This window comes from Pseudarthrobacter niigatensis (assembly GCF_030812615.1).
Classification (GTDB): Bacteria; Actinomycetota; Actinomycetes; order Actinomycetales; family Micrococcaceae; genus Arthrobacter; species Arthrobacter niigatensis.
Genome location: NZ_JAUSTB010000007.1, coordinates 97,066 through 121,153, shown reverse-complemented (window position 1 = coordinate 121,153; position 24,088 = coordinate 97,066). Strand labels below are relative to the sequence as shown.

Annotated in this window: 26 protein-coding genes and 1 riboswitch; of the genes, 12 read left to right on the top strand and 14 right to left on the bottom strand. The window is 66.3% G+C overall.

Annotated elements, in window-relative coordinates; translation table 11 throughout:
- Window positions 1-69: 69 nt before the first annotated feature.
- Together J2T23_RS12415 and J2T23_RS12410 are read right to left on the bottom strand one after the other, a co-directional pair.
- On the bottom strand, window positions 70-285 hold the full coding sequence (locus J2T23_RS12415; RefSeq protein WP_141158228.1) for a hypothetical protein: 216 nt from the start codon (window positions 283-285) through the stop codon (window positions 70-72).
- A gap of 118 nt (window positions 286-403) precedes the next feature.
- Window positions 404-646 carry a hypothetical protein gene (locus J2T23_RS12410; RefSeq protein ID WP_141158229.1) on the bottom strand — a complete coding sequence of 81 codons (243 nt, stop codon included), beginning with the start codon at window positions 644-646 and terminating at the stop codon, window positions 404-406.
- A gap of 76 nt (window positions 647-722) precedes the next feature.
- Between J2T23_RS12410 and J2T23_RS12405 the strand changes: the two genes are divergently transcribed.
- The 4 genes from J2T23_RS12405 to J2T23_RS12390 all read left to right on the top strand — a co-directional run bounded on the left by J2T23_RS12405 (window position 723) and on the right by J2T23_RS12390 (window position 3,060).
- Window positions 723-1,187, top strand: a complete 465-nt coding sequence (locus J2T23_RS12405; RefSeq protein WP_307360359.1) for a MarR family winged helix-turn-helix transcriptional regulator — start codon at window positions 723-725, stop codon at window positions 1,185-1,187.
- A 73-nt stretch (window positions 1,188-1,260) separates the two neighbouring features.
- Entirely contained in the window at window positions 1,261-1,821 is a 561-nt protein-coding gene (locus tag J2T23_RS12400; RefSeq protein WP_307360357.1) for an SSI family serine proteinase inhibitor, read from the top strand.
- On the top strand, window positions 1,799-2,731 hold the full coding sequence (locus J2T23_RS12395; RefSeq protein ID WP_307360355.1) for a 3-methyladenine DNA glycosylase: 933 nt from the start codon (window positions 1,799-1,801) through the stop codon (window positions 2,729-2,731). The genes J2T23_RS12400 and J2T23_RS12395 overlap by 23 nt, the downstream gene beginning before the upstream one ends.
- A complete protein-coding gene (locus J2T23_RS12390) occupies window positions 2,728-3,060 on the top strand; it encodes a serine protease inhibitor (protein WP_141183216.1) in 333 nt (110 codons plus the stop codon). Before J2T23_RS12395 ends, J2T23_RS12390 begins: the two co-directional genes overlap by 4 nt.
- Window positions 3,061-3,134: 74 nt before the next feature.
- Here the strand turns inward: J2T23_RS12390 and J2T23_RS12385 are convergent, their stop codons facing one another.
- Window positions 3,135-6,242, bottom strand: coding sequence for a S8 family serine peptidase (locus J2T23_RS12385; protein ID WP_442439574.1), 3,108 nt, complete (start codon window positions 6,240-6,242; stop codon window positions 3,135-3,137).
- A 277-nt stretch (window positions 6,243-6,519) separates the two neighbouring features.
- Window positions 6,520-6,705, bottom strand: coding sequence for a hypothetical protein (locus J2T23_RS12380; protein WP_141158233.1), 186 nt, complete (start codon window positions 6,703-6,705; stop codon window positions 6,520-6,522).
- A gap of 247 nt (window positions 6,706-6,952) precedes the next feature.
- Here J2T23_RS12380 and purS point away from each other — a divergent pair, with 247 nt between their 5' ends.
- From purS to purL, 3 genes are read left to right on the top strand one after another with little or no spacing between them, the layout of a single operon-like run.
- The gene (purS, locus tag J2T23_RS12375; RefSeq protein ID WP_015935902.1) at window positions 6,953-7,204 is read left to right on the top strand and encodes a phosphoribosylformylglycinamidine synthase subunit PurS; all 252 of its coding nucleotides are present in this window, start codon (window positions 6,953-6,955) and stop codon (window positions 7,202-7,204) included.
- A 1-nt stretch (window position 7,205) separates the two neighbouring features.
- Entirely contained in the window at window positions 7,206-7,979 is a 774-nt protein-coding gene (gene purQ, locus J2T23_RS12370) for a phosphoribosylformylglycinamidine synthase subunit PurQ (protein WP_141158234.1), read from the top strand.
- Window positions 7,976-10,285, top strand: coding sequence for a phosphoribosylformylglycinamidine synthase subunit PurL (gene purL, locus J2T23_RS12365; RefSeq protein ID WP_307360350.1), 2,310 nt, complete (start codon window positions 7,976-7,978; stop codon window positions 10,283-10,285). Before purQ ends, purL begins: the two co-directional genes overlap by 4 nt.
- Window positions 10,286-10,359: 74 nt before the next feature.
- Here purL and J2T23_RS12360 read toward each other — a convergent pair whose 3' ends face one another.
- The 4 genes from J2T23_RS12360 to J2T23_RS12345 are packed head-to-tail and all read right to left on the bottom strand — an operon-like array spanning window position 10,360 to window position 11,933.
- A complete protein-coding gene (locus tag J2T23_RS12360) occupies window positions 10,360-10,653 on the bottom strand; it encodes a DUF503 domain-containing protein (protein WP_307360347.1) in 294 nt (97 codons plus the stop codon).
- A gap of 8 nt (window positions 10,654-10,661) precedes the next feature.
- On the bottom strand, window positions 10,662-10,982 hold the full coding sequence (locus J2T23_RS12355; RefSeq protein ID WP_141158236.1) for a putative quinol monooxygenase: 321 nt from the start codon (window positions 10,980-10,982) through the stop codon (window positions 10,662-10,664).
- Window positions 10,979-11,527: a DUF1990 domain-containing protein gene (locus J2T23_RS12350; RefSeq protein ID WP_307360343.1), complete on the bottom strand. Its 549-nt coding sequence runs from the start codon at window positions 11,525-11,527 to the stop codon at window positions 10,979-10,981. The genes J2T23_RS12355 and J2T23_RS12350 overlap by 4 nt, the downstream gene beginning before the upstream one ends.
- On the bottom strand, window positions 11,520-11,933 hold the full coding sequence (locus J2T23_RS12345) for an MmcQ/YjbR family DNA-binding protein (RefSeq protein WP_307360340.1): 414 nt from the start codon (window positions 11,931-11,933) through the stop codon (window positions 11,520-11,522). Before J2T23_RS12345 ends, J2T23_RS12350 begins: the two co-directional genes overlap by 8 nt.
- Before the next feature lie 45 nt (window positions 11,934-11,978).
- Here J2T23_RS12345 and J2T23_RS12340 point away from each other — a divergent pair, with 45 nt between their 5' ends.
- Window positions 11,979-13,019 (top strand): isopenicillin N synthase family dioxygenase, encoded by a 1,041-nt coding sequence (locus tag J2T23_RS12340; protein WP_307360337.1) that lies wholly within the window; start codon window positions 11,979-11,981, stop codon window positions 13,017-13,019.
- Here J2T23_RS12340 and J2T23_RS12335 read toward each other — a convergent pair.
- Complete coding sequence (locus J2T23_RS12335; protein ID WP_141158297.1) at window positions 13,016-13,441, bottom strand: CoA-binding protein; 426 nt, start codon at window positions 13,439-13,441, stop codon at window positions 13,016-13,018. The genes J2T23_RS12340 and J2T23_RS12335 overlap by 4 nt on opposite strands.
- A 317-nt stretch (window positions 13,442-13,758) precedes the next feature.
- On the opposite strand from J2T23_RS12335, the gene acs reads away from it, so the two are divergent.
- From acs to J2T23_RS12315, 4 genes are read left to right on the top strand one after another with little or no spacing between them, the layout of a single operon-like run.
- On the top strand, window positions 13,759-15,711 hold the full coding sequence (gene acs / locus J2T23_RS12330; protein ID WP_307360334.1) for an acetate--CoA ligase: 1,953 nt from the start codon (window positions 13,759-13,761) through the stop codon (window positions 15,709-15,711).
- Window positions 15,708-16,907 carry a dimethylsulfone monooxygenase SfnG gene (gene sfnG / locus J2T23_RS12325; protein WP_307360332.1) on the top strand — a complete coding sequence of 400 codons (1,200 nt, stop codon included), beginning with the start codon at window positions 15,708-15,710 and terminating at the stop codon, window positions 16,905-16,907. The genes acs and sfnG overlap by 4 nt, the downstream gene beginning before the upstream one ends.
- Window positions 16,907-18,259 (top strand): O-acetylhomoserine aminocarboxypropyltransferase/cysteine synthase family protein, encoded by a 1,353-nt coding sequence (locus tag J2T23_RS12320; protein ID WP_141158300.1) that lies wholly within the window; start codon window positions 16,907-16,909, stop codon window positions 18,257-18,259. Before sfnG ends, J2T23_RS12320 begins: the two co-directional genes overlap by 1 nt.
- Window positions 18,256-18,750: a CoA-binding protein gene (locus tag J2T23_RS12315; RefSeq protein ID WP_307360328.1), complete on the top strand. Its 495-nt coding sequence runs from the start codon at window positions 18,256-18,258 to the stop codon at window positions 18,748-18,750. Before J2T23_RS12320 ends, J2T23_RS12315 begins: the two co-directional genes overlap by 4 nt.
- A gap of 60 nt (window positions 18,751-18,810) precedes the next feature.
- Here the strand turns inward: J2T23_RS12315 and J2T23_RS12310 are convergent, their stop codons facing one another.
- The 5 genes from J2T23_RS12310 to J2T23_RS12290 all read right to left on the bottom strand — a co-directional run bounded on the left by J2T23_RS12310 (window position 18,811) and on the right by J2T23_RS12290 (window position 23,751).
- Window positions 18,811-19,746 (bottom strand): hypothetical protein, encoded by a 936-nt coding sequence (locus J2T23_RS12310; protein ID WP_307360326.1) that lies wholly within the window; start codon window positions 19,744-19,746, stop codon window positions 18,811-18,813.
- Window positions 19,743-20,294, bottom strand: coding sequence for an RNA polymerase sigma factor (locus J2T23_RS12305; protein WP_141183207.1), 552 nt, complete (start codon window positions 20,292-20,294; stop codon window positions 19,743-19,745). Before J2T23_RS12305 ends, J2T23_RS12310 begins: the two co-directional genes overlap by 4 nt.
- Before the next feature lie 275 nt (window positions 20,295-20,569).
- Window positions 20,570-20,941, bottom strand: coding sequence for a YegP family protein (locus J2T23_RS12300; protein WP_307360323.1), 372 nt, complete (start codon window positions 20,939-20,941; stop codon window positions 20,570-20,572).
- Between the two features lie 220 nt (window positions 20,942-21,161).
- Complete coding sequence (locus J2T23_RS12295; RefSeq protein WP_141158305.1) at window positions 21,162-22,451, bottom strand: adenylosuccinate synthase; 1,290 nt, start codon at window positions 22,449-22,451, stop codon at window positions 21,162-21,164.
- Between the two features lie 235 nt (window positions 22,452-22,686).
- The gene (locus tag J2T23_RS12290) at window positions 22,687-23,751 is read right to left on the bottom strand and encodes a M14 family zinc carboxypeptidase (protein WP_307360321.1); all 1,065 of its coding nucleotides are present in this window, start codon (window positions 23,749-23,751) and stop codon (window positions 22,687-22,689) included.
- Between the two features lie 228 nt (window positions 23,752-23,979).
- Window positions 23,980-24,085, top strand: a riboswitch (SAM riboswitch).
- The last annotated feature ends 3 nt before the right edge of the window (window positions 24,086-24,088 follow it).

Here is a 24,088-nt window from a genome sequence, read left to right as displayed (position 1 = left end):
GGGCCGCCCCTCCCCTTGAAGGGAGAAGGACGGCCCGGCTTTTCCGTGCTTGGAAGCATCCGGGAAGGATCAGGTTTCGCGTTCCAGATCTTCGCGGCGCACCGCGTAATGGTGGCCGGTTGAATCGGTCTCCACCACGAAGTGAGAAAGGTCCTCTTCGGAAGCCTGTTCAAATTCGTCGTGTTTGTGCACCACGGGCGCATCGGCGTCCAGTCGGGTGGCGGGACCAAAGACAAAGCGGAGCCGCTCGGTCAGGCCCATGAAACTGGTGAGGACATGTGCCACTGTTTTCCACCCCCTTCCCGAATATCGGGCGAAAGTGCCGCCTGGCTCCGTCAGGAGCCAGTGCCCTAATTTTATGCCCGGGACAGCAAAAAGGCTCCGGCCCAGGGTGGCGGAATTGCTACCGGAGGGAGCGGTCCTCGGGGTTCTTCGGCACCACGTAGGTGCTGCCGTCCGGCCTGGTGACGGTCTCCCACTGCTGCGTTTCCGCCTGGCGCTGGGCCAGCAGGCGGCGGTTCTCTTCAGTCATGTCATGTGCCAGGGCGCTTCGGTTGGCAGGCCCAAAAACGGCCCGCAGCTTACCGGTGGCGCGCATGAAGCGCTGGGAGGCGTTGCCCTTGTCCGCGGACCTGTCCTTGCCCATGAAGAGGTTCCTTCCACTCAATACCGGCTAAAACAAATGTACACTAATGATTAGTGCACTAACAATCGGAGGCCCAATGACTGCAACGGACTCACAAGCAACAGACCCGGCACACGACGAAGACCTGCTGCTTGAACATCAGCTCTGCTTTGCGCTGACGGTGGCCGCCCGCAGCGTGGTGGGCGCCTATAAACCCGTACTCGAGAAGCTCAACCTCACGCATCCGCAGTACCTGGTGATGCTCTGCCTTTGGGAGGACAGCCCGCGCACCCTCCGGAACATCAGTACAGCCCTGGCCCAGGAGCCGGCCACCATCTCTCCGCTCCTGCGCCGGCTCGAAGCGGCGGAACTGATCACTCGGCGCCGTGTGGACGGCAACGAGCGCGCCCTGGCCGTGGAGCTGACTCCCAAAGGCACTGCCCTGCGGGAACAGGCGCTCCAGGTACCGGGAACCATGATGGAACGGCTGGGGTTGACCCGTGACCAGGTCACCGAACTGCATGCCTCCATGATGGGGCTGATCGCCGCCACCTCCCAGTGACTGCCCGGAGGGCGACGGCCTGCCTGCCCCATGCCAAGCGACTAGAATTGCTGGACGAAGGGAAGGTGGCCTGATGCGGAAGTTCCGGATGCTCGCAGCATTCCTTGCCGTTGCCGCCGGCCTGGTCTCGGGCTGCAGCGGCACTCCCGACAATGGCACATCCGCGTCAACAGCGCCCTCCACCGCATCGGCAGGCTCCCCGGCCGGCACTGCCGCCCCCTCTCCGGACACAGAAACCTCGGTACCGGCGCCCGCCCCCGCCACGTCGCGGCCAAACGAGGGCCCGGGACAGGGAAATGCCGAGCTCGCCATCACCGTGGTTCCGTCCCCGGGCGCACCCGAAGTCGACTACACCCTGGTTTGTTCCGCGGGCACCCCCGCCGCCGAAAGCAGCCATCCCAACGCCGCTGCCGCCTGCGCCGCGCTGAAAGCGAACCCAGGCATCCTGGCCCCGGCCCCGGCAGGGACGTCGCGGCCCTGCACCCAACAGTACGGCGGCCCCCAAACAGCTACCGTCACGGGCATGGTGGACGGCGTGGCCGTGGATTCCAAATTTGCGCGGACCAACGGATGCGAGATCAGCGCATGGGACGCTGCCAGGGATGTGCTCGGTGCCGCCGGTGGAGCCTCTTAGCCTGCTGGCGGAGGACAGCGCCCAGGCACGGGAGGAAGCCCACCTGCAGCGCGTCAGCCGCTACGCCGATCCCTACCTGGCCCGCCGGTCGGCAGGACAAAAGCACCCGGTGGAGGATTTCCTTTTCACCTACTACACGCAGAAACCGGGGCAGCTGAAGCGCTGGCACCCGGGCGCCGGCGCGGTCCTCACCGGCGCCCAGGCAGCCGAGCGGCTGGGCTGGAAGCATTACCGGAGGCTCGACGACGGCGAGCTTGGTTTCCTGGGCCTGCCTGCGGGATGTACGGCGGCCACCTTCGACCGGGCCGCCTTCCTTGCGGACCGCAAGGAAGCAGTGGCATTCGCCGGGGTGATCCTTCGGGGCACGGCGGCCCGGCCTGCCCAGTTCGGCTGCTTCGGCCTGCATGAATGGGCCATGGTCTACCGGCAGGACAAGTTCGACCTCCGCCACGAATACCTGCAGCTGCGGCTTGGGTCAGCGGGTACGGACAAGGTGGTGGAGGACAACAGGATCCGGTGCACCCACTTTGACGCGTTCCGGTTCTACACCCCTGATGCCATTCCGCTCAACGAGTTTTCGCCCAGCCGGGAGTCGCAGCGCCACATGGAGCAGCCGGGCTGCCTGCACGCCAACATGGACCTCTACAAGTGGGCGTACAAACTGTTGCCGGCACTGTCCAGCGAACTGGTCATGGACTGTTTCGAACTCTCCTGGCGCATCCGGGCCATGGACATGCAGGCTTCCCCATACGACCTCGCCGAGTGGGGCTACCCAGCCATTCCCATCGAAACTCCACAGGGCAAGGCTTCCTACGTTGAGCACCAGCGCAATTTTGCCGCGGAGGCAACCGCGCTGCGGGAGAGACTTGCCCTGGACCTTGGTGCCCTCGCAGATGGTGTGCAGAAGTGATCGACCTGGCCATCAGCGTCCGGGAGGCCCCGGAGGCTCCCGAGTATGTGTTCCGGCTTGTGGCGGAGGACGGGACTCCGGCGCCCGGGACCACCCTGCCGGCACCGGAAGCTGCGCTGGCGGCCGTGGAGGAATTCGGGGAAGACATCTTCTTTCCCCGGCCCGGGCCACCCAGGCTGTGCACCCAGCAGTACGGGGGACCACAGGTGGCCGTCGTTTCGGGCACGTTCCATGGCCGGGCGGTCCATTCGGTCTTCACCCGGACGGATGGCTGCGAGATCGCCCGGTGGAAGGCCATGGCTCCCCTGCTGGGTGGCAACGGCGCCTGACCGCCGGCGCCCTTGGCACGAAAAAGGGTCCCGGACGTATCGTCCGGGACCCTCCCCCCATGCTTAGTTGATGGTCAGGCTGCGGGAACAGCCTGGGCCATGCCCATCTGGGGAGCGCCGGCCGGAGCCGGGGCAGAGCCGGAACCTACCTGCACGTTGACCCAGGTCTTGATGCCGTTGCTGCCCAGGCTCAGCCGGGAGAGGTACGACCCTTCGGAAAGTCCAGTCCAATTGAGCGTGGCCGAGGTGGCGGTCCCGTTCGGCGCCACGATGGGGTTGGGATTAACCGTCAGGTTGCCTGCGTCACCGGCAAAGGAGACGGCCTGGACCGCAGCAGTGGCAGGCCCGTTGTCCGGGGTGGCGTACAGGTTCGCCACCACGTAGTAGGTCCCGGGACGCGGTGATTCGAGGTCCAGGAACTCACTGGCCGATGCCGTTGCCACCTGGGTGGCTGTGAGGCCCCCGGATCCGTTCGGTGCGTAGACCACCATGTCCCAGTCGACGTCGTTCGACTGCGCCTGGATGCCCAGCCGGGCAAACGTGGCGCCGGCTGGCACCTTCACCTGGAGCAGGGCGTTGTGCGCGTCGTTCGTGGCTGCGTACGCTCCCGGGGTCTTGGTGATGGCGGTCTGGCTCAGGGGTGCCAGCCCCTCTACTCCGACGGCGATGGGGCTGTCCGAGCCGGATACGAGGTTCATCGATCCACTGCCGGTGCCCGTGGGCGAGCTGAAGGAGAACGACGGGGCGATCTGGGCGTCAACGGGCCGGATGGCGATCGGTGAGCTCACCGTCCGTGGGCCCTTCCAGGTGAGGCTGCCGGTGCTGAACTTGCCCACTGGGCCGCTGACGTTCCGGATGGTGAGGGTCACTTCACGGGTCTGCCCGGCCTTGGCGAAGTTCAATGCCTTGGGTTCGACGTTGACGTTGAAGCCCGGCATGTTCACTTCGGGGCGGTACATGCCCGGGACCAGCGCGGTCAGCTTGCGCTTGACCTGGACCTCACCCACCAGGCTGCCCAGGGCAACCGAGGGAACATTGAGGTCGCGGGCAGCGATGGTGCCCGCCTGCGGCGCTCCCGTTTCCACGCCCTGTCCGTTGAGGAAGCCGAGCCAGTCCTGGATGCCTGAATCGTAGACCAGCCCGGGATCAAGGACACGGGTGGAGTCGATGTGGCCGGCGCCGCCCTGGAAGGGATCGGTATTGGGCGTGCCGTCGGCGTTCACCAGCGGGTAGGCGGTGGTCATCATGGCGGACTTCACCATGGCGGGCGACCATTTCGGCTGCTTGCCGAGCACCAGGGCACCGAAACCGGCGATGTGCGGCGCGGCCATGGACGTGCCGGACATGAATCCGAACTGGTCGCCATGGTTGCCGATCGTGGAGACGCCGGCAAGGACGTTCACGCCCGGGGCCGAGATATCAGGCTTGAGCAGGTCACCGCCGGACGCGAGGGTGGGCCCGCGGGACGAGAAGCCCGCGATCTGGGGCGCCGGCGCCGGGGGAAGTCCGGTCAGGTCGCCCTTGACCAAACTTACCGTCAGTGCCGGATTCGCTTCGAGCTTGGCCTTCAGCTCCAGGCTCTTGGGCGCGTTGACGTGGACGGTGGGAACAGCGTGGTTGTCGGCGTCCTCGGAGCTGCTGGTGAGGTTCACCAGGATCATGCCCACGCCGCCCTTGTCCAGGACTTCCTGGCTCTTGGCGGTCCGGTCCACCACGCCGCGGTCGCAGACCACAACCTTGCCGGCCACCTTGGCGGCGTCAAGTGTGCCCGGGCCGCAGAGGTTGGGGTTGGCCGCACCGGCCGCGGCGGCAGCAGCAGCCAGGACCACAGGCTTGTCCGCCGGCTCGGACTTCATGATGGATGCGCCGCGGTACAGCGATCCGTCGGATACCTTGACCGTGCCCACCAGGTCACTGGGGAAGGTTGCGGCGGCCACCGTGGTCAGCCATGGCGAGGCGTGGTTGACGGTGGAGGCCGTGGGACCGGAATTTCCTGCCGAGGCAGAAACAAAAATGCCGGCGGCGGCGGCGTTCAGGAAGGCCAGCGCCACGGGATCGGTGGTGCTGTTGTTGTTTCCGGAAATGGAGTAGTTCAAGACGTCGACGCCGTCCTTGATGGCTGCGTCCACGGCCTCAACCGAAGCGGAGGAGTAGCAGCCGCCGGTGTCCGGGTTCGTGTCTTCCCAGCAGACCTTGTAGACCGAAACCTTGGCGGCCGGCGCCACACCGGAGCTCTTGCCGAAGCTGGCCCCGTCGATCACCTGCTCGATATGGGCGTTGCCGGCGGCAGTGGTGGCCGTGTGGGTGCCGTGGCTTCCCACGTCCACGGGGGAGATCTGCTCTTCGGGGGCGCGGTTGCCGGGTGTTACGTACTGCAGGAAGGAATCCGCGAAGTACCGGGCCCCGATGACCTTGGAATTGCAGAGTGATCCGTCGAAGGATGCCCCCGTTCCCTGTCCTTTCTGGCATTCACCCTCGAAAGTGGTGCCGTCCGCTTTCAGCATGGCAATTTTGCCGTCGCCGGTGCGGTAGGGGACGCCAACCTGCGCCTCACCCTGCAGGGCCTTCACCGGTTCCCCTTGAAGGAAGGGGTTGTCCGGGGCATAGCCCGAATCGATAACGCCCACCACTACGCCCTTGCCGGCGTTGGCTTCGCCCCCGAACTGCTTGGCCCAGGCCCCATCAGGACCGGTGAGCTTGAGGAAGTCGGTGGTGGTGTAATCGGGTTTGTTCTCGACGTCGGGCGCAACCACCAGGACGCGCTTGTCCTTGGACAGGGCTCCCGCCTGCGCCGCGGTCAGTTCCGCCGTAAACCCGTTCAGGGCCGCGGTGTACTGCTTGGCGGGAGTGACCCCCTGCGCAGCTGCAACGTCGCGCTGCTGCTTGCGCAGATGGGCGTCGTAGGCCTTGTAGTTGGGACTGCCCGCGTCGAGCTTCCTGCCCTGCTGCGGCTTGGTAGCGCCCAGCCCGTCAGTTCCCCCTTCATAGGCCGCGGCAGCCGGGCCGGCGAGTACCACGATGTACCTGCCGTCCCTGAACTGGCCGTCCTTGGCGGCGGATGAAGCGTGTCCGGCGCCCTGGACGTCAGGCGCCGCCGAAGCGGGCCCCACTGCCAGCGAGCTAAGGATCAGGGGCAACCCGACGGCCAGGGCGGCCGCCTTCCGGAGTCCCCCAGCCCGCAAGGGGCTCTTTCCAGTTGATTTCACGTGCAACCCTTTCACGATGTGCCGCCCAGAGTGGTGGGCGCCCCGAATGACTGGCACTGCAGAGGGAATTACAGGTTTTGTAATTAGCTGAGACCAGACTGTTCACAGGGTACAGACTGAGAGCGCGATATGACATAGAGCACATTTGAAAAATTTTCGCCTGTCATACGGCGGTTAAAGCCTCAGTAACCTCAGGCACGCAAAAGGGCGCCCCGAAGGACGCCCTGCTACAGAGTGGGAGGATGCCTGCGGGCTAATGCCGCGGAGTCCGCACCACGTCACTGATCCATTGCCTGGTCTTCTCATCCACCGGGCCCGCCACCCGCGTCTCGCGGGCCAGGCGGTCAGCCTTGACCTTCTGGAACACCATGCGGCCCAGGCCGGCGAACACGGCAGCAGCGACCATCGGCAACAACACGGACTTCGAATTCTCAGCCATCCAGCAATCCTAGTGAAGGCCCTGCGGCAACTCCAGAACCAGACCTCCATACGCCTCGAATGCTCCGGCGTTTTGTGCGGCACCCCCACCGGGGCCGCGGGGATTCAAAGCGATGCGCCCGTGCCGGTAGAATGATAGGGCAAGCTCGCGGAGCGCCCGTCCACCATGTCCCCCGACACACCGGTACGGCGTGAGACGGCACCACTCCGCTGCGCCCTTACCCAAGCTCACGCACAGGAGTTGCCGGATGCCCCGGATCGTTGTTGACGTCATGCCCAAGCCCGAGATTCTGGACCCCCAGGGGAAGGCAATCGTTGGCGCTCTCCCCCGGCTGGGCTTCACCAGCTTCAGCTCTGTCCGCCAGGGCAAGCGTTTCGAACTGACGGTCGACGGCGAGGTGACCGAGGAAATCCTGGCCCAGGCCCGTGACGCCGCCGAAACCCTCCTGTCCAACCCCGTGATCGAGGACGTCGTCAACGTCGAGGTCGTCGAGGCCTGAGATGACTGAACTTCCCCTGATCGGCGAAGCTGTCGCTGTCGCGGCGGAACCGCGCCTCGCCGGCGCCCGCATCGGCGTCGTCACCTTCCCCGGCACCCTTGACGACCGGGACGCTGCCCGCGCCGTGCGCCTCGCCGGTGCCACCGCCGTCGAACTCTGGCACGGCGACACCGAACTTGGTGACGTGGACGCCGTCGTGATTCCCGGCGGCTTCTCCTACGGCGATTACCTCCGCGCCGGCGCCATTGCCCGCTTCGCGCCGCTGATGTCCAGGATCATCGACGCCGCCAACTCCGATGCCAAGCTGCCCGTCCTGGGCATCTGCAACGGGTTCCAGATCCTCACCGAATCGCACCTGCTGCCCGGCTCGATGATCAAGAACGACCACCTGAAGTTCCTCTGCCGCGACCAGGTGCTGCGCGTGGAGAACACCAACACCGCGTGGACGCTGGACTACCAGGCCGGCCAGGAAATCACCATCCCGCTGAAGAACCAGGACGGCCAGTACATCGCTGACGAGAAAACCCTGGACGCCCTTGAGGCCGAGGGCCGCGTCGTATTCCGTTATGTGGGCTTCAACCCGAACGGCTCCCGCCGCGACATCGCCGGTATCTCCAACGCAGCAGGCAACGTGGTGGGCCTCATGCCGCACCCCGAGCACGCCGTGGAACCGGGCTTCGGCCCCGAATCGCTCGATGGCATCGGCGGTTCCGACACCGACGGCCTCGGCTTCTTCACCTCCGTCCTGAACAAGATTGTGGGAGGCGACAAGTGACCACCGAAACCACCAAGAAGTTCAACATCGACACCGTCGAGAACGCCGCCAAGACTCCGGACACCGAGCTGCCCTGGGCGGAACTTGGCCTGAAGCAGAACGAGTTCGACGAGATCGTCAAGGTCCTTGGCCGCCGCCCCACCGGCGCCGAACTGGCCATGTACTCCGTTATGTGGAGCGAGCACTGCTCCTACAAGTCCTCCAAGAACCACCTGCGCCAGTTCGGGCAGAAGGTCACCGAGAAAATGAAGAAGGACATGCTGGTGGGCATCGGCGAAAACGCCGGCGTGACCAACCTGGGGGACGGCTGGGCCGTGACCTTCAAGATCGAATCGCACAACTCGCCGTCGTTCGTTGAGCCCTACCAGGGCGCCGCGACCGGCATCGGCGGCATTGTCCGCGACATCATCTCCATGGGCGCCCGTCCCGTCGCCGTCATGGACCCGCTGCGCTTCGGCGCCATCGACCATCCGGACACCGCCCGCGTCATGCACGGCGCCGTGGCGGGCATCGGCGGCTACGGCAATTCGCTGGGCCTGCCGAACATCGGCGGCGAGATGGTGTTCGACTCCGTCTACCAGGGCAACCCGCTGGTCAACGCCCTGGCTGTCGGCGTCATGCGCCACGAGGATATCCGCCTGGCCAACGCCTCCGGCAAGGGCAACAAGGTGGTTTTGTTCGGTGCACGCACCGGCGGCGACGGAATCGGCGGCGCCTCCGTGCTGGCCTCCGAGTCCTTCGATGACACCAAGCCCTCCAAGCGCCCCGCCGTCCAGGTGGGCGATCCCTTCGCGGAGAAGGTGCTCATCGAGTGCTGCCTGGAGCTCTTCAAGGGCTCCCTGGTGGAAGGCATCCAGGACCTCGGCGCCGCAGGCATCTCCTGCGCCACGTCGGAGCTTGCATCCAATGGCGACGGCGGCATGCAGGTTGAGCTGACCTCCGTCCTGCTCCGCGACCCCACGCTGACCCCGGGCGAGATCCTGATGTCCGAGTCGCAGGAGCGCATGATGGCCGTGGTCACGCCGGAGAACGTGGAAGCGTTCGAGGCCGTCATGGACAAGTGGGCCGTGGAGTACTCCTGGCTGGGCGAGGTGACGGATACCGGCCGCCTGATCATCACGTGGGAAGGCGACGTGATTGTCGACGTCGATCCCCGCACCGTGGCGCACGACGGCCCGGTCTACGACCGCCCGTTCGCCCGCCCCGAGTGGCAGGACGCCGTGCAGGCGGACACCTTCACTGGCTCGGTGCAGGACGCCGGCCGTCCGGCCGCCCCTGCTGAGCTGGCTGCGGCCGTCACCGAGCTCGTGGCGTCACCGAACATGTGCTCCAAGGCCTGGATCACCAACCAGTACGACCGCTACGTCGGCGGCAACACCTCCATGGCGTTCCCCGACGACGCCGGCGTGGTCCGCGTTGACGAGGAGTCAGGCCTGGGCGTTGCCCTGGCCACCGATGCCAACGGCCGCTACACCTACCTGGACCCGTACCACGGCGCGCAGCTGGCACTGGCCGAGGCCTACCGCAACGTCGCCACCGCGGGCGCCATCCCCATGGCCGTCAGCGACTGCCTGAACTTCGGCTCCCCCGAGGACCCGGACGTCATGTGGCAGCTCGCCGAGGCCATCCGCGGCCTGTCCGACGCCTGCATGGTGCTGGGCATCCCCGTCACCGGCGGCAACGTCTCGCTGTACAACCAGACGGGCACCACGCCCATCCACCCCTCCCCCGTGGTGGCGGTGCTGGGTAAGCTCGACGACGTCGCGCGGCGCACGCCGTCGGGCTGGCGCGAGGACGGCCAGGCCATCTACCTGCTGGGCACCACGGGCGCCGAGCTGGACGGTTCCGAATGGGCCAACATGCGCGGCCACTTGGGCGGCCAGCCGCCGAAGGTGGACCTCGAGGCAGAACGCGCCCTGGGCGAGATCCTGATCAACGCTTCCCGCGACGGCATGATCGACGCTGCGCACGACCTCTCCGAGGGCGGCCTGGCGGCTGCGCTGGTGGAGTCCTCGCTGCGCTACGGCGTGGGTGCCCGGATTGCCCTTCAGGATGTTGTTGACCGGGACGGCGTGGACCTGTTCACGGCGCTCTTCTCCGAGTCCCAGGGCCGCGCCATCGTGGGTGTCCCGAGGTCGGAGGAGATCCGCTTCACGGACATGTGCACCGCCCGCGGCTTCGCGCACACCCGCATTGGTGTGGTGGACGCGGCGAGCGGCACCCTGGACATCAATGGCGTGGAGAGCCTGTCCCTGGACGCCCTCCGCGAAGCCCACGAGGGGACGCTGCCGAAGTACTTCGGCTAGGCCCCACGGAACGCGGACGGACACTCGAGCCCAGAGAGAGGGCTTTGGGTGTCCGTCCGCATTTAAGGACCGGTTCAGTCCTCGCTGTGGAGCTCGCGCTGGCGGGCACTGAGCAGCTCGATCTCCGGGCGGCCGGCCACGAAGCGTTCGACGGCGGCGAGCACCTCTACGATGTGCGCCCGGTCCGCTGCCACCAGGCCAACGCCAAGCCGGGTGCGCCGGTAGTGGCTGTGGTCCCCCACCTCCGCTACGGACACCTCGAACCGGCGCTTGAGTTCGGCCAGGAGCGGCCGGACCACGGAACGTTTCTCCTTAAGGCTGTGCACGTCGCCAAGGAGGATGTCGAACTCGGTCCAGCCGATCCACATGGCAGTCCCTAGCCGATGGTGAGTTCGCCCATGAGGTCCCAGCCTTCGCCGTCGAGCTGCCGGCTGATGATCTTCGGCGTCTCAACGAGGGCCTGGGGCATGTCCGCCATGGCTTTCTTGAAGTGGTCGCTGTTCACGTGGTCGCCGGCGGCGTCATCCTGGAAAGCTTCCACCAGGACGTATTCGTTGGGGTCGTCCAGGCTGCGGGACCAGTCGAACCAGAGATTGCCCGGTTCCTTGCGGGTGGCTTCGGTGAAGTCTGCCACGAGCTCCGGCCAGCGCTCGGACCACTCGGGCTTGACCTTGAACTTGACGACAATAAAGATCACTGGGATTTTCCTTCCGCGGCGAGACTGCGTGCCCCTTCAATGTACCGGGAAGTAACGTAGCGCTGCGCCGCGCGGGTCACCAGTCCGCCGGCGGCGTAGAACCAGTTGGCGGGCCTGCTGAAGGCCTGGATCCGCAGCCACACCTCCGCCTGGCCGTCGATCTCCACTTCAAAGGATTCCTCCCCGCGGGCAGGGTGGCCGGGCAAAGTGCCATAGCCGAAACCGGCGGACTGCGGGATGCCGCCTGGCACCGGATCATGGACCCACACGACCTGGCAGGGTGCCGGCAGGCGGAAGGGCCCGACGCCGAATCCGCTCACCACGTGTGCCCCCGGCACAGCCCGGGGCGAGTCGGCCCGGACCCGGAGCCCCGCCCGCCGCTGCAGTTCCCAGGCGAGGATGCCGTCCGCCACGCGCCGGTAGGTATCCAGCCCGGTGCCCAGGCGGACCTCCTGCAGGACACGGTCGTATCCTTCGGGGGCACTCCCTTCTTCGGTGCTTCCCACTCCCGGGTATTCGAGCCGGGCAGTTGCCTTGTCAGTCACTGCTGCCTGCCTTCCCGAGGCGTGCCCACCCCAGTTGCTCCTGCTGCTTCCGGCTCAAGCCTGCCACCACCAGGTCGTACGAGTCCTCCACCATGTCCCGGACCATCCCGTCCGGCAGCGATCCGTCAAGGCGGACACCGTTCCAGTGGGTCTTGTTCATGTGCCACGCGCCGGTAATCGCCGGATGCACTGCCCGCAGCTGCACGGCAAGGGCCGGTTCGCACTTCAGGTTCACGTAGAAGTCGTCCTCGTCCATGGATGACAGGGCAAACAGCTTCGCCTCGTGGCGGGCGCCCCCGGCGATGCGGGACCGCACTTTGAAGACCGACGTTTCCGGTCCGAACGGAAAATCCTCGTAGGCGCCGGGAAACGAAAGGCAGATTGTCCGCAGCTCGTTGGGGTCCATGAAGGAAGCCTATAAAGCAGGCGGGTACGGTGCTAGTCTGCGAGGATGTCACGCGACCAGGGAGCCATTCCTGTTCTGGATCTGAGTTCCGCACGGCAGCCCTACGGATCCTTCAGCCCGGAATTCATCGAGCAGCTGCGGCATGCCACCCATGACGTGGGCTTCTTCCAAATCACCGGCTACGGCGGGCGACCCGGCCAGGCTGAAGAGTTGCTGGACCTTGTGCGGCAGTTCTTCAACCTTCCCCTTGCCGAGCGGATGAAGCTGGACAACCGCCTGTCCCCGCACTTCCGCGGCTACACCCGCATGGGCACCGAAGTGACCCAGGGCCGGGCGGACGCGCGGGAGCAGATCGACTACTCCCCCGAGCGCGAACCGGTGCCGGACTTCCCGGAGGACCAGCCCTACTGGCTGCTGCAGGGGCCAAACCTCTGGCCCGACGAAGCGTTCCCCCCACTCAAGCCCGCCGCCATGGAGTGGGCTGACCTCATGTCAGAGGTAGGGATGGAACTGCTGCGGGCCATCGCGGTTTCGCTCCAGTTGCCGGAGGACTACTTTGATGAACCCTTCCGGGACACCCCGGCGTGGATGGGCAAGCTGGTGCACTACGTGGGTGGTGTCGTGGAAGAAGCCGGCGACCAGGGCGTCGGCTCCCACGCCGATTACGGGTTCGTGACGCTCCTGCTGCAGGACGGCGTAGGCGGCCTTGAGGTCCTGCCGCCGGGTACCAGCGAATGGCTGCCGGTGGAGCCCCTGCCGGGTGCGCTGGTGGTGAACCTGGGTGAGATGCTGGAAGTGGCCACCGAGGGTTACCTGGCGGCCACCATCCACCGTGTCCAGGCCCCACCACCGGGCGTGGACCGCTACTCGGTGCCGTTCTTCTGGTCACCACGGCTGGACGCTGTCATCGAGCCCGTTCCCCTTGCGCCTGAACTGAAAGCGGCGGCCCGCGGGATAACGGACGATCCCGCCAACCCGCTGCTGGCATCCTTCGGCCTGAACATGCTTAAAGGGCGCATGCGCGCGCACCCGGACGTCACCGAACGGCACTATCCGGAATTGCTGAAGCAGCCGGGGGAGCCCTAAAGCCCATATTTCCAAGCAACCTGGGCGGGGCAGGCGTTCATCACCACATCGAGGCCGGCCGCCTTGGCGCGCTCCGCCGCCGCTTCGTCAATAACGCCCAGTTGCAGCCACACAGCCTTGGCACCCACAGCAATGGCCTGGTCAACCACGCTGCCCACCTTCTGTGAATTCACAAAGCAATCCACGACGTCGATGGGCCGCTTTTCCGCCGGAATGTCCGCCAGGGTGCGGTACCCCGGTTCGCCGTGGACCGGATCCCCTGGCAGGTTGACGGGGATGATGTCCATGCCCAGCCGGTCGCGGATCAACAGCGAAACATCATAGGCTGAGCGCCACTCATTGGTGGTCAGGCCCACAATGGCCCATCGGCCCTTGGTTCGCATAAGCCGTTCAATGACTGCAGGATCGTTAGTGTGGCCCATGGGTTCAGACTACGCTCCCTACCTGAACTCACAGCGCGTCGAATAAAAGAATGATTCACGGCACTAATGGGCGTCATGAACGAATATTACGCGGCAGACTCAAGGGTTTGCTCTTGCCGATTCACTGGGGTGTAGTGGTCTTTGACCATCCCGAGCGGCCGAGAGACCTGGATCGATGACGCCGCAGCAACCCTGGTCGCCGGACGGCCCCCAACGCCCCGGCGATAGCAAGGACCGCAGCCACTGTTATCCGGAACTGACCGTTCCGGAGGGCTGCCTCCACAGGGTGCTACCGCCAGGACCGATGGAGTGAAACGATGGGCGTGAGCACCACCGAAACGATGTACCTGAACGCGGGTGTGCACCCGGACAACGTTGCCTTCTGGGAACAGCAGGCGCTGCGCCTGGACTGGGATACCCCGTGGCACGCGGCGCACCGCTGGAATCCGTCGGACCCTGGAGCCGGCCGGGGACCGGAAATCACCTGGTTTGAAGGCGGCCGGCTCAACGTGGCGGCCAACTGCGTGGACCGCCACGTCGCGGCCGGCCGCGGAAACAAGGTGGCCCTCCACTTCGAAGGCGAGCCGGGCGACCGCAGATCCATCACGTACGCCGAACTCCAACGAGAGGTGGCCAAGGCCGCCAATGCCCTCCTGGCCCTGGGCATCACCAAGGGCGACCGCGTGGTCATTTACCTCCCGGTCATCCCCGAGACCATCATCATCACGCTCGCCGTGGCCCGGATCGGCGCCATCCACTCCCTGGTGTTTGGTGGTTTTTCCGCCGAAGCGCTGAAGTTCCGGGTGGAGGACACGGGTGCCAAGCTCCTGGTCACTACGGACGGCCAGTTCCGCCGCGGCGTCGCCGTTCCCGTCAAGGACAACGCCGACGCGGCCGTATCCGGTGACAACGCCATCGAGCACGTCCTGGTGGTCAACCGCACCACCCCTGCCGACCAGCTCGCGTCCGTGCCCATGACGGACGGCCGCGACGTCTGGTGGCATGACGCCGTCGGGAGCTCCGCGGACGTCCACGAACCGGAGGCGTTCGACGCCGAGACGCCGCTGTTCATCATGTACACGTCCGGGACCACCGGGAAGCCCAAGGGGCTGGTGCACACCTCCGGCGGCTACCTGACGCAGGCGTCGTGGAGTTTCGAGCACCTGTTCAGCAACCCGGACCCCGCGCTCCGGGACCGCGATGTGCACTGGTGCACGGCCGATCTCGCCTGGGTTACGGCGCACACTTACGAGATCTACGGGCCGCTGTCCAACGGCGCCACGCAGGTCATCTTCGAGGGCACCCCGAACACGCCCCACCCGGGCCGGCATTTCGAAATTATCGAACGCTACGGCGTGACGCAGTACTACACCGCGCCCACCCTGGTCAGGTCCCTTATGGGCTGGTTCCCGGACGGCGTGCCGGACACCTATGACCTGTCCTCCATCCGCCTGCTCGGCACCGTGGGCGAAGCGGTCAACCCGGAGGCCTGGCGCTGGCTGCGGGAGAACGTGGGCGCCGGCACCGCACCCGTGGTGGACACGTGGTGGCAGTCCGAAACCGGCGCCACCATCCTCTCCCCCGCGCCTACGGACACAAGTTTCAAGCCCGGCTGCGCCGCACGGCCGCTGCCGGGGGTCAGCACCAGGATCGTGGACGACGGCGGCAATAACGTGGCCCCGGGCGTCCAGGGAAACATCGTGGTTGACTCCCCCGGGCCCGCCATTGCCCGCACCGTCTGGGGAAACCCACGGCGCTACTTCGATTCCTACTGGAGCAAGTACGCGGACCGGGGCTGGTTCCTGGCCGGCGACGGCGCCAAGTACGATGCCGACGGTGACATTTGGATCCTGGGCCGCGTGGATGACACCCTGAACGTCTCCGGACACCTGCTCTCCACCATCGAGATCGAATCCGCCCTGGTGTCGCACCCGGACGTCGTGGAGGCCGGAGTCTGCCCGGTAGCGGATCCGAAGACCGGCCATGCCGTGGTTGCCTTCGTCGTCCTGAAGGCCGGGGCCCCGGCCGACTGCCTCGACGAGCTCCGGAACCACGTCGCCAAGGAGATCGGCCCCATCGCCAAGCCGCGCGACGTCGTCGTGGTTCCCGACGTTCCCAAGACCCGCAGCGGCAAAATCATGCGCCGGCTGCTCACCCAACTGTTCGAAGGAACAACCCTGGGCGACACCACCTCACTCCAGAACGAACCGGCCATCGCCGGCATCCAGGACGTCCTGCGCCAGCGGGCCCTAACGAAGGAAGAATCATGACAGACATCAGCAACGTCGCACGTCTCTCCGAGCCCCTCAAGTTCGCCTACTGGGTGCCCAACGTTTCCGGCGGCCTGGTGGTATCCACCATCGTGCAGCGCACCGGCTGGGACTTCGACTACAACAAGAAGCTGGCGCGCATCGCCGAGGAATCCGGCTTCGAATACGCCCTGACCCAAACCCGGTACGCCGCCTCCTACGGCGCGGACAAGCAGCACGAGGCCACCTCGTTCAGCCTTGCACTGCTGGCCGCCACGGAGCGCCTGAAGGTCATCGCCGCAGTCCACCCGGGAATGTGGCACCCCGGCGTGCTGGCGAAGTACATCATCACAGCCGACCACATCTCCAACGGCCGCGCCGCCGTGAACATCGTCTCCGGCTGGCTGAAGAGCGAGTTCACCAACTTCGGCCTGGAGTGGCTGGAGCACGACGAGCGCTACGTCCGCACCGAGGAATTCATCAACGTCCTGCGCGGGCTGTGGACCGAAAAGGAGTACAGCCAGTCCGGCAAGTACTACAACATCACCGATTTCACCCTGAACCCGGCCCCTGTGGACGTCCCGGGCCGCGCCCACCCGGAGATCTTCTTCGGCGGAAACTCGACGGCGGCCCAGGCCACCGCGGGCCGCGTGGCGGACTGGTACTTCTCCAACGGCAAAGACCTTGAGGGTTTCAAGGACAACATCGCCGGAGTGGTGGCCGCTGCCGGCGAAACCGGCCGCGGCGCCGGAGGCCCGCTGGCCGCTCCCCGGTTCGGCCTCAACGGGTTCGTCATCGCCCGCGACTCCGAAAAGGAAGCCCGGGACACCCTGCGCGAGATCGTGGAAAAAGCGCACAAACCCGCCGTCCAGGGCTTCCGCGACGCCGTGCAGGAAGCCGGCGCCTCCACCAAGGACGGCAAGGGCATGTGGGCTGACTCCACCTTCGAGGACCTGGTCCAGTACAACGACGGGTTCAAGACCCAGCTCATCGGCACCCCCGAGCAGATTGCCGGGCGAATCGTGGAGTACAAGAAGATCGGCGTGAACCTGTTCCTCACCGGCTACCTGCACTTCCAGGAGGAGGTGGCGGCGTTCGGACGGGACATCCTGCCGATCGTCCGCGAGCTCGAGGCCGACCTGGCCCGCAAGAACGGCACGGAACTGGACCTCTCAGGAGTTCCGGCAAGCCCAACCACCGGTTTGGTGAACGCGTAATGGCTGAACGCGCCTTCGGTTTCCGCACCCGCGCCCTGCACGCCGGGGGCACCCCCGACGCCGAGCACGGCGCCCGCGCCGTACCCATCTACCAGACCACGTCCTTCGTCTTCAAGGACACCAACGACGCCGCCAACCTGTTCGCCCTCCAGAAGTACGGCAACATCTACTCCCGCATCGGCAACCCCACGGTCGCGGCGTTCGAGGAGCGCATCGCATCCCTCGAAGGCGGCATCGGCGCAGTGGCCACGTCCTCGGGCATGGCCGCTGAGTTCATCACGTTCGCCGCCCTCACCCAGGCCGGCGACCACATCGTGGCAGCCTCCCAGCTGTATGGCGGCACCGTGACCCAGCTCGATGTAACCCTTCGCCGGTTCGGCGTCGACACCACCTTCGTCACCGGGACCGACCCTGCAGACTACGCCGCTGCAGTCCGCGACAACACCAAGGCCATCTTCGTGGAGGTGGTGGCCAACCCGTCGTCGGAGGTCCAGGACCTGGCGGGGCTGGCCAAGGTGGCACGCGACGCCGGCATCCCCCTGGTGGTCGACGCCACCTTGAGCACGCCGTACCTGGTGCGGCCCATCGAGCACGGCGCCGACATCGTGATCCACTCCGCCACGAAGTTCCTGGGCGGCCACGGCACCACCCTGGGCGGCGTGGTGGTGGAAAGCGGCCGGTTCAACTGGGGCAACGGCAAGTTCCCCACCATGACCGAGCCCGTGGCTTCCTACGGCAACGTCTCCTGGTGGGGCAACTTCGGCGAGTACGGCTTCCTCACCAAGCTGCGCAGCGAGCAGCTGCGCGACATCGGCCCGGCGCTGTCGCCGCAGTCCGCGTTCCAGCTGCTCCAAGGCGTTGAGACACTGCCGCAGCGGCTCGACGAGCACCTGAAGAACGCGCGGGCCGTGGCCGAGTGGCTGGCAAACGATGACCGGGTGGCCTATGTCAACTACTCCGGCCTGCCCTCCCACCCGCACTTCGAGCGGGCCAAGAAGTACCTGCCGCTGGGCCCCGGATCAGTCTTCTCCTTCGGGGTGAAGGGTGGGCGCGCCGCGGGGCAGAAGTTCATCGAATCCCTGCAGCTGGCTTCCCACCTGGCCAACGTGGGTGACTCCCGCACCCTGGTGATCCACCCCGGCTCCACCACCCACCAGCAGCTCAGTGCGGCACAGCTGGAATCCGCGGGCGTGCCGGAGGACCTGGTCCGCATCTCGGTGGGCCTTGAGGACATCGAGGACATTCTGTGGGACCTGGACCAGGCACTCGCCGAAGCCTCCAACGCCGCGGCCCGGGACGCCATTGTGGTCGAAGAACCCGCAGACGCCTGCACGATCGGAGCAAACGCATGAGCACCGCCGAACGCACCTGGTCCGGCCCGTCAGCACCGGAGCGGCTGGCGTTGCTCCGGCAGGCGAAATCCATCGCCATTGTCGGGGCTTCCGACAAACCGTCCCGGGCCAGCTACTTCGTGGCCACGTACCTGCTCTCCTCCACCCGCTACAAGGTGTACTTCGTGAACCCGGTGGTGAAGGAGATCCTGGGCCAGCCCACGTATGCATCCCTGGCGGACCTGCCGGAAAGCCCGGACATCGTTGACGTGTTCCGCAAGCACGACGACCTTCCCGGCGTCCTTGACGAGGCAGTGGCCGCCGGCGCCAAAACACTCTGGCTGCAGCTGGGCTCCTGGCATGAAGGCGTCGCGGCAGGCGCGGAAGCCGCAGGGCTCAACGTGGTGATGGACCGCTGCGTGAAGATCGAGCACGCGCGCTTCCACGGCGGCCTCCATCTGGCCGGTTTCGATACCGGCGTGATTTCCTCCAAACGCCAGGTCATCGCCTGACCGCCGCTGAAGAAAACAACAGCGGGTCCGTTTAACGGGCCCGCTGTTGCCGTGTTTTGGCTATTTCGCCGGAGACGTGGGCCGGGGGCCGTTTCCCTGCCCCGTGCCCTGGGAACCTGCCTGGCCCTGGACCACTCCGGCAGTGGGTTTCGCTGGCCCGCCAGCCGCACCCGCCGCTGCGGGCGCATTATCCGGCGCGGGTGTGCCCGCCTTCCCCTGGTTCGCGGCGGCCGGTCCTGCCGGCTCTTCCGCCGCAGTTCCTTGGTTCTCCGTGCCGCGGCCAGCTCCGTTGCCCTGCGTGGCAGGCCCTGCCCCCGCAGGCAGACACATCCCGCCGGCTGCTTCGTGCTTGACGGGACCGGCGCAGAGCGGCGTGCCAGTGTGCGCATGCCCTGTGTGCCGGGAAGCTCCGGCCTGGTCGGGCAGGAGGCGGGAGGCGAGGTTGGCCGCGTCGGTGGCCCCGCCCGCCGCCGCCTCCGGGCCGGCGGCGGCAAGTTCCCCATCGGAAGCCACCCTGGGAGCACGGTAGCCGTAGCCGGCGGCCGACGGCTCGCCCACCGAACTGTTCCAGGGCGACAAATCCGCCAGCAGCTGCTCCACGGGGCTGTTCCCGGGAGGTGCCGAGCTGGCGGCTACCCCGCCAACTCCCAGCCCCATGCCGGCCACCAGCACCAGCCCCAGCGTGGTGGGGCGGTGCCTGCGACGGCGGCGGCGCGCCAGCTCATCGGCGGGCGGTCCATCGTCCTGGTCAGCTTCGCGTTCTCCAGGCTGCCTGCCTGCGGCATCGAGTGCGCCGGCAGGTACGGGGTCCTCCCCCCGGGCGGGCCCGGCAGCCGTGAGCAGTGCAGCGAGCTCCCCGGTGGGCTCGGGCGTGGGAAGGGACGCGAGGGCACCCAGCGAATGGAGGGCGCCGCGAAGGTCCGCGTCCTGTTCGAAGCCGACATCCAGCAGCATGTCATCGACGAGGGCGGCAAGGTCATCCGGGGCAGGCGTCATGGCGCGAGGTACTCCTTCACTGCGGCAAGTTCCCGGAGTTTCAGCAATGCGCGCCGCTGAAGCTGCTTGACCGAACCAGCGCTCTTTTCCATGGTCTCCGCCGTCTGTTCCACCGTGAGGCCACCCACCAGGCGCAGCGACAGGACGTCCCGCTGGTCCCGGGGCAGCCCGTCCAACATCCTGAGGACTTCCCGGGGTGCGATGCGCTGCAGTGCTTCCTTCTCCGCCGACATGTCCTCGCGCCGGTCCAGCTCGGGCTCGAAGGGCAGCTTGGCCGGAGTACGGCTCTGGCGGCGGTGGTCATCCACCATCCGGGCGTGGGCAACAGAGAAGATGAAGGTCCGCAGCCCGGACTCCCCTCCGCGCACGGTACCGAGCCGTGGCAACACGGACAGGAACACTTCCTGCATGGCGGCCTCCGGATCCTCGACTCCCCGGGCCGTGAGATAGCCCAGAACCTGTGATGCATACGCCTTATAGACCAGGCTGAAGGCAGCGGTCCCGGACTCTGGCCGGTCCGGAGCCTCGTCTGTCTGTGCATCGGTCACTGACGTGGTGCTTTCCGTCAAGAAGGGCGGTGGCAAGGCAAGCGTTCAGTACATCCGGAACGCTGCGCCTAGTCTACCCTCCAGTAACCGCGCAGCCAGAAGCGCCACGGCCCGCGGCCAGCGACGGGCGCAGCCTGGCAGCCACCCTTGCGGAAAGACAAAAGAGCCGGTCTGGAACGTGATGGGGGACAGGTTCCAGACCGGCGCTTCATAGAGGTAATCGCTCCGGCCGCCCGGAGGGTTACGCCTTCTTCAAAAAAAGTTGGAAATCATTTTCAGCGGGTAGCTGTCCTGGTCCACCGGGGCACAATGGCGTGCCGGCGGGGTGCCACTGCCGGCACGAAGGCGTGCGCCAGGGCGGGCGTGCGCTCCTCGCTGCATACAGGTACGACGGCGGCGGGCAGCTCCACCGGGATGGCGGCAGCAGCTGCAGCGGGTACAGGCGCGGAACGGGAGACGGCCCCCGCGGGACAGAGATCGGTGACCAGGCCGGTTCCGGCACATTCGCGAACCGCGGCTATCCCGGCCACCACGGCGGCTTTGTCCTCGAACGGGCCCGAGACGGCGATCACGGCCCCGTCCGGAGCCAGGAGCCGGAACCTGAAGAACGAATCAGCGTCGATGAATGCTTCAAATTTTCCGGCCATGACGATCCTTCCTTGGGCACCAGGTGGTACAGACGAGTCTGGCGGCGGCACCGGAAGCCTCACAAGACCGTGCGCGTTAAGCCTGTGTAAATTCGCTTTCCGGCTGCCAAAAACAAGCGGCAGGCCACCTGCGAAGGTGGCCTGCCGCCGTCGTAGTCCCCACCCGCTCCCCAGCCCCGCAAACGCGGCCAGGGAACCCGCGGGCGTGGGCCCACAAAATCTAGTCCTTGATGAGGTCGTTCACCACGATGGTCTGGTCCCGGTCCGGGCCAACGCCGATGGCGGAGAACCGGGTTCCGGAAAGCTTTTCCAGGGCCAGCACGTAGTTGCGCGCGTTCTCCGGCAGGTCTGCCAGCGTCCGGGCTCCGGTGATGTCCTCGGTCCAGCCGTCGAAGTACTCGAAGATGGGCTTCGCGTGGTGGAACTCGGTCTGCGTCATGGGCATTTCGTCGTGCCGGACACCGTCCACGTCGTAGGCGACACATACCGGAATCTGCTCGATGCCGGTGAGCACGTCCAGCTTGGTGACGAAGTAGTCAGTGAAGCCGTTTACGCGGGAGGCGTGCCGCGCCAGGACCGCATCGTACCAGCCACAGCGGCGCGGGCGTCCGGTGTTGACGCCAAATTCGCCGCCGGTCTTCTGCAGGTACATGCCCATCTCATCGAAGAGTTCCGTGGGGAATGGGCCGGCACCAACGCGGGTGGTGTAGGCCTTGATGATGCCGATGGAGCGGGAGATCCGGGTAGGGCCGATGCCGGAGCCCACGGAGGCACCGCCGGCGGTGGGGTTGGAGGAGGTCACGAACGGGTAGGTGCCGTGGTCCACGTCCAGGAAGGTTGCCTGGCCGCCCTCCATCAGGACTACCTTGCCCTCATCCAGCGCGGAGTTCAGGACCAGGGTGCTGTCGATGACCAGCGGGCGGAGCCGCTCGGCGAAGGACAGGAAGTACTCCACGATCTCGTCCACCACCACACCGCGGCGGTTGTAGACCTTGACCAGGAGTTCGTTCTTCTGCCGCAGCGAGCCTTCCACCTTCTGGCGGAGGATCGATTCGTCAAAGACATCCTGGACGCGGATGCCCAGCCGGGCAACCTTGTCCATGTAGGCAGGGCCGATGCCGCGGCCGGTGGTGCCAATGGCCCGGCTGCCCAGGAAGCGTTCAGTTACCTTGTCCAGCACCTGGTGGTACGGCGCCACCAGGTGGGCGTTGGCGGAGACCCGCAGCTTTGAGGTGTCGGCGCCACGCGCCTGGAGTCCGTCGATTTCCTGGAAGAGGGCCTCCAGGTTCACCACGCAGCCGTTGCCGATGATGGGAACGGCGTTGGGGCTGAGAATGCCGGCCGGCAGAAGCTTGAGTTCGTACTTTTCACCGCCTACGACGACGGTGTGCCCGGCGTTGTTGCCGCCGTTGGGCTTGACGACGTAGTCAACACGGCCGCCCAGCAGGTCGGTGGCCTTGCCTTTTCCTTCGTCGCCCCACTGGGCTCCTACGATCACAATTGCTGGCATGGGATCCTCCCCCATTCGTTCGGGCTGCCCGGGCCCGGCCACCAGGTGGCAGGCCGATGCAGCGCCGTTCATGAGAATGCCCCGAACAGACCGGCCTTCGCACAGCCGCAGCACGGCGCAGCGAAGCAAGAGTTCCGGGGCTCTTACCACCCAAGTTTAGCCGATAGGGCACTTCGTCCACTGTTGTGGCCCGCCGCGGCCGTTTCTGCCAAAAGGCCGCGGCGGGCGGTGCCGCCTATTCGTCCTCAGCCTCCCCGGCGGGGCGGGACGTCTGTTCGGCGAGTGTGTTCCAGAAGGAGGTGTCGGCGTCGGCAATGGACCCGTCCGCGATGGCTGCGGCCGTGGAGGTCAGCGTGGTGACAGTCTGCTTGATCAGGTAGCCGTTGCTGCGCTGCCCGAGAGCATAGCCGTCCAGGTAGTGGTCCGACATGCCGCGCATCTCGAAGAGCAGGGTGGCGATGCCGTACTCCACGGAGATGCCGTTTCGGCTGATGGTTTCGGCGCTGCCGCCCTGGTACTTGCCCAGGTGTCCCCAGCCGGTGGAGTCGACGTTGTTGAAGACCACGGCGCCAAGCTGCTTTGATTTTTCGACGACGGCGGGGTCGGCGTTGGGGGTGGTGGGGTACAGGATGGAGCCGGATACCAGCTTGCCGTCACGCTCGGCCCGGGTGCCCTGGTGGTGCAGGTCGATCATGTAGTCGATCCGGTACTTGCGCATGACCTTGTTGTGCAGCGCCTGGGTCTCCGGCTGGACCTTGGCCACATGGTCGCGGTTCAGGTCCACGCCCTCGGCGTTGTAGCGGGTGAGGTTGCGGTCCCCCTTGGCAAGGTAGTTTTCCAGGGAGAAGTTCACGTCCCCCATGGCCCCGTCCGCATTGAGCATGGGCACCACCAGGATGTTCACGCCTTTGAGGATGTCAGCGGATTTACCGGCCCCCAGGTGCTTGATGAACTCCATGGCGCCCTCGGTGGTGAGCTGCTCGTTGCCGTGCTGCTGGGTCAGGTACAGAATGGTGGGCTTGGCGGGGTCCGAAATGTACTTGACCAGGTGGATGTCGCGCCCCTTGACCGTTTGCCCGATGACCTCCAGCTCCATTGCCGGCTGGCGGGCGTCCTGGTCCTTCAGGAACGAGACCATCTGTTCGTACGTGGCGAGCTTGGAGGTGGTGATCTGGCCGTTGCCGTCGTAATTGGGGCCTTCGCCCACAGCGTGTGCCAGCGGGGCGGGACCTGCGACGACGGCCAGCGCCAGGGCTCCGGAGGCGGCGAGGGTCCTGAAATTTGCCAGGGATTTCTTCACAGTGCGTTACCTCTTTCGAGTGCATCGGGGCGCCACCGGCCAGCTCCGTTGCGGCGGTGGCATGTGACCTCACCCAACCAAGCTTAACGAAACCTGTCAACAAGCTGGACAAAGTCTGTAAGTATGCTGCTGCCCGCCGGGCAAGGGCAGGGAAGCAGCCGGGCAGCGGGCCGCGACATAAAGCGGCACGGACTTGCCCCAAGGTGGGTCTCCCGATTTAGTGAGAGTGAACCATCCGGAGCGGCCGAGAGACCTGGCTCGATGACGCCGCAGCAACCACGGTCCAGCAGGATTCCTGCCGGACCGAAGGTGCTACTGCCAGGACCGATGGAAAGGA

Bases quoted from the DNA above. Each gene is read 5' to 3' on its own strand.
- J2T23_RS12400 (WP_307360357.1), top strand. From the start codon at position 1,261: ATGCGGAAGTTCCGGATGCTCGCAGCATTCCTTGCCGTTGCCGCCGGC.
- J2T23_RS12335 (WP_141158297.1), bottom strand. From the start codon at position 13,441: ATGGGCCACACTAACGATCCTGCAGTCATTGAACGGCTTATGCGAACC.
- J2T23_RS12310 (WP_307360326.1), bottom strand. From the start codon at position 19,746: ATGACGCCTGCCCCGGATGACCTTGCCGCCCTCGTCGATGACATGCTG.
- J2T23_RS12300 (WP_307360323.1), bottom strand. From the start codon at position 20,941: ATGGCCGGAAAATTTGAAGCATTCATCGACGCTGATTCGTTCTTCAGG.
- J2T23_RS12380 (WP_141158233.1), bottom strand. From the start codon at position 6,705: ATGGCTGAGAATTCGAAGTCCGTGTTGTTGCCGATGGTCGCTGCTGCC.
- J2T23_RS12410 (WP_141158229.1), bottom strand. From the start codon at position 646: ATGGGCAAGGACAGGTCCGCGGACAAGGGCAACGCCTCCCAGCGCTTC.
- J2T23_RS12405 (WP_307360359.1), top strand. From the start codon at position 723: ATGACTGCAACGGACTCACAAGCAACAGACCCGGCACACGACGAAGAC.
- J2T23_RS12345 (WP_307360340.1), bottom strand. From the start codon at position 11,933: ATGGACCCCAACGAGCTGCGGACAATCTGCCTTTCGTTTCCCGGCGCC.
- purQ (WP_141158234.1), top strand. From the start codon at position 7,206: ATGACTGAACTTCCCCTGATCGGCGAAGCTGTCGCTGTCGCGGCGGAA.
- sfnG (WP_307360332.1), top strand. From the start codon at position 15,708: ATGACAGACATCAGCAACGTCGCACGTCTCTCCGAGCCCCTCAAGTTC.
- J2T23_RS12315 (WP_307360328.1), top strand. From the start codon at position 18,256: ATGAGCACCGCCGAACGCACCTGGTCCGGCCCGTCAGCACCGGAGCGG.
- J2T23_RS12295 (WP_141158305.1), bottom strand. From the start codon at position 22,451: ATGCCAGCAATTGTGATCGTAGGAGCCCAGTGGGGCGACGAAGGAAAA.
- J2T23_RS12340 (WP_307360337.1), top strand. From the start codon at position 11,979: ATGTCACGCGACCAGGGAGCCATTCCTGTTCTGGATCTGAGTTCCGCA.
- purS (WP_015935902.1), top strand. From the start codon at position 6,953: ATGCCCCGGATCGTTGTTGACGTCATGCCCAAGCCCGAGATTCTGGAC.
- J2T23_RS12320 (WP_141158300.1), top strand. From the start codon at position 16,907: ATGGCTGAACGCGCCTTCGGTTTCCGCACCCGCGCCCTGCACGCCGGG.
- acs (WP_307360334.1), top strand. From the start codon at position 13,759: ATGGGCGTGAGCACCACCGAAACGATGTACCTGAACGCGGGTGTGCAC.
- J2T23_RS12360 (WP_307360347.1), bottom strand. From the start codon at position 10,653: ATGTGGATCGGCTGGACCGAGTTCGACATCCTCCTTGGCGACGTGCAC.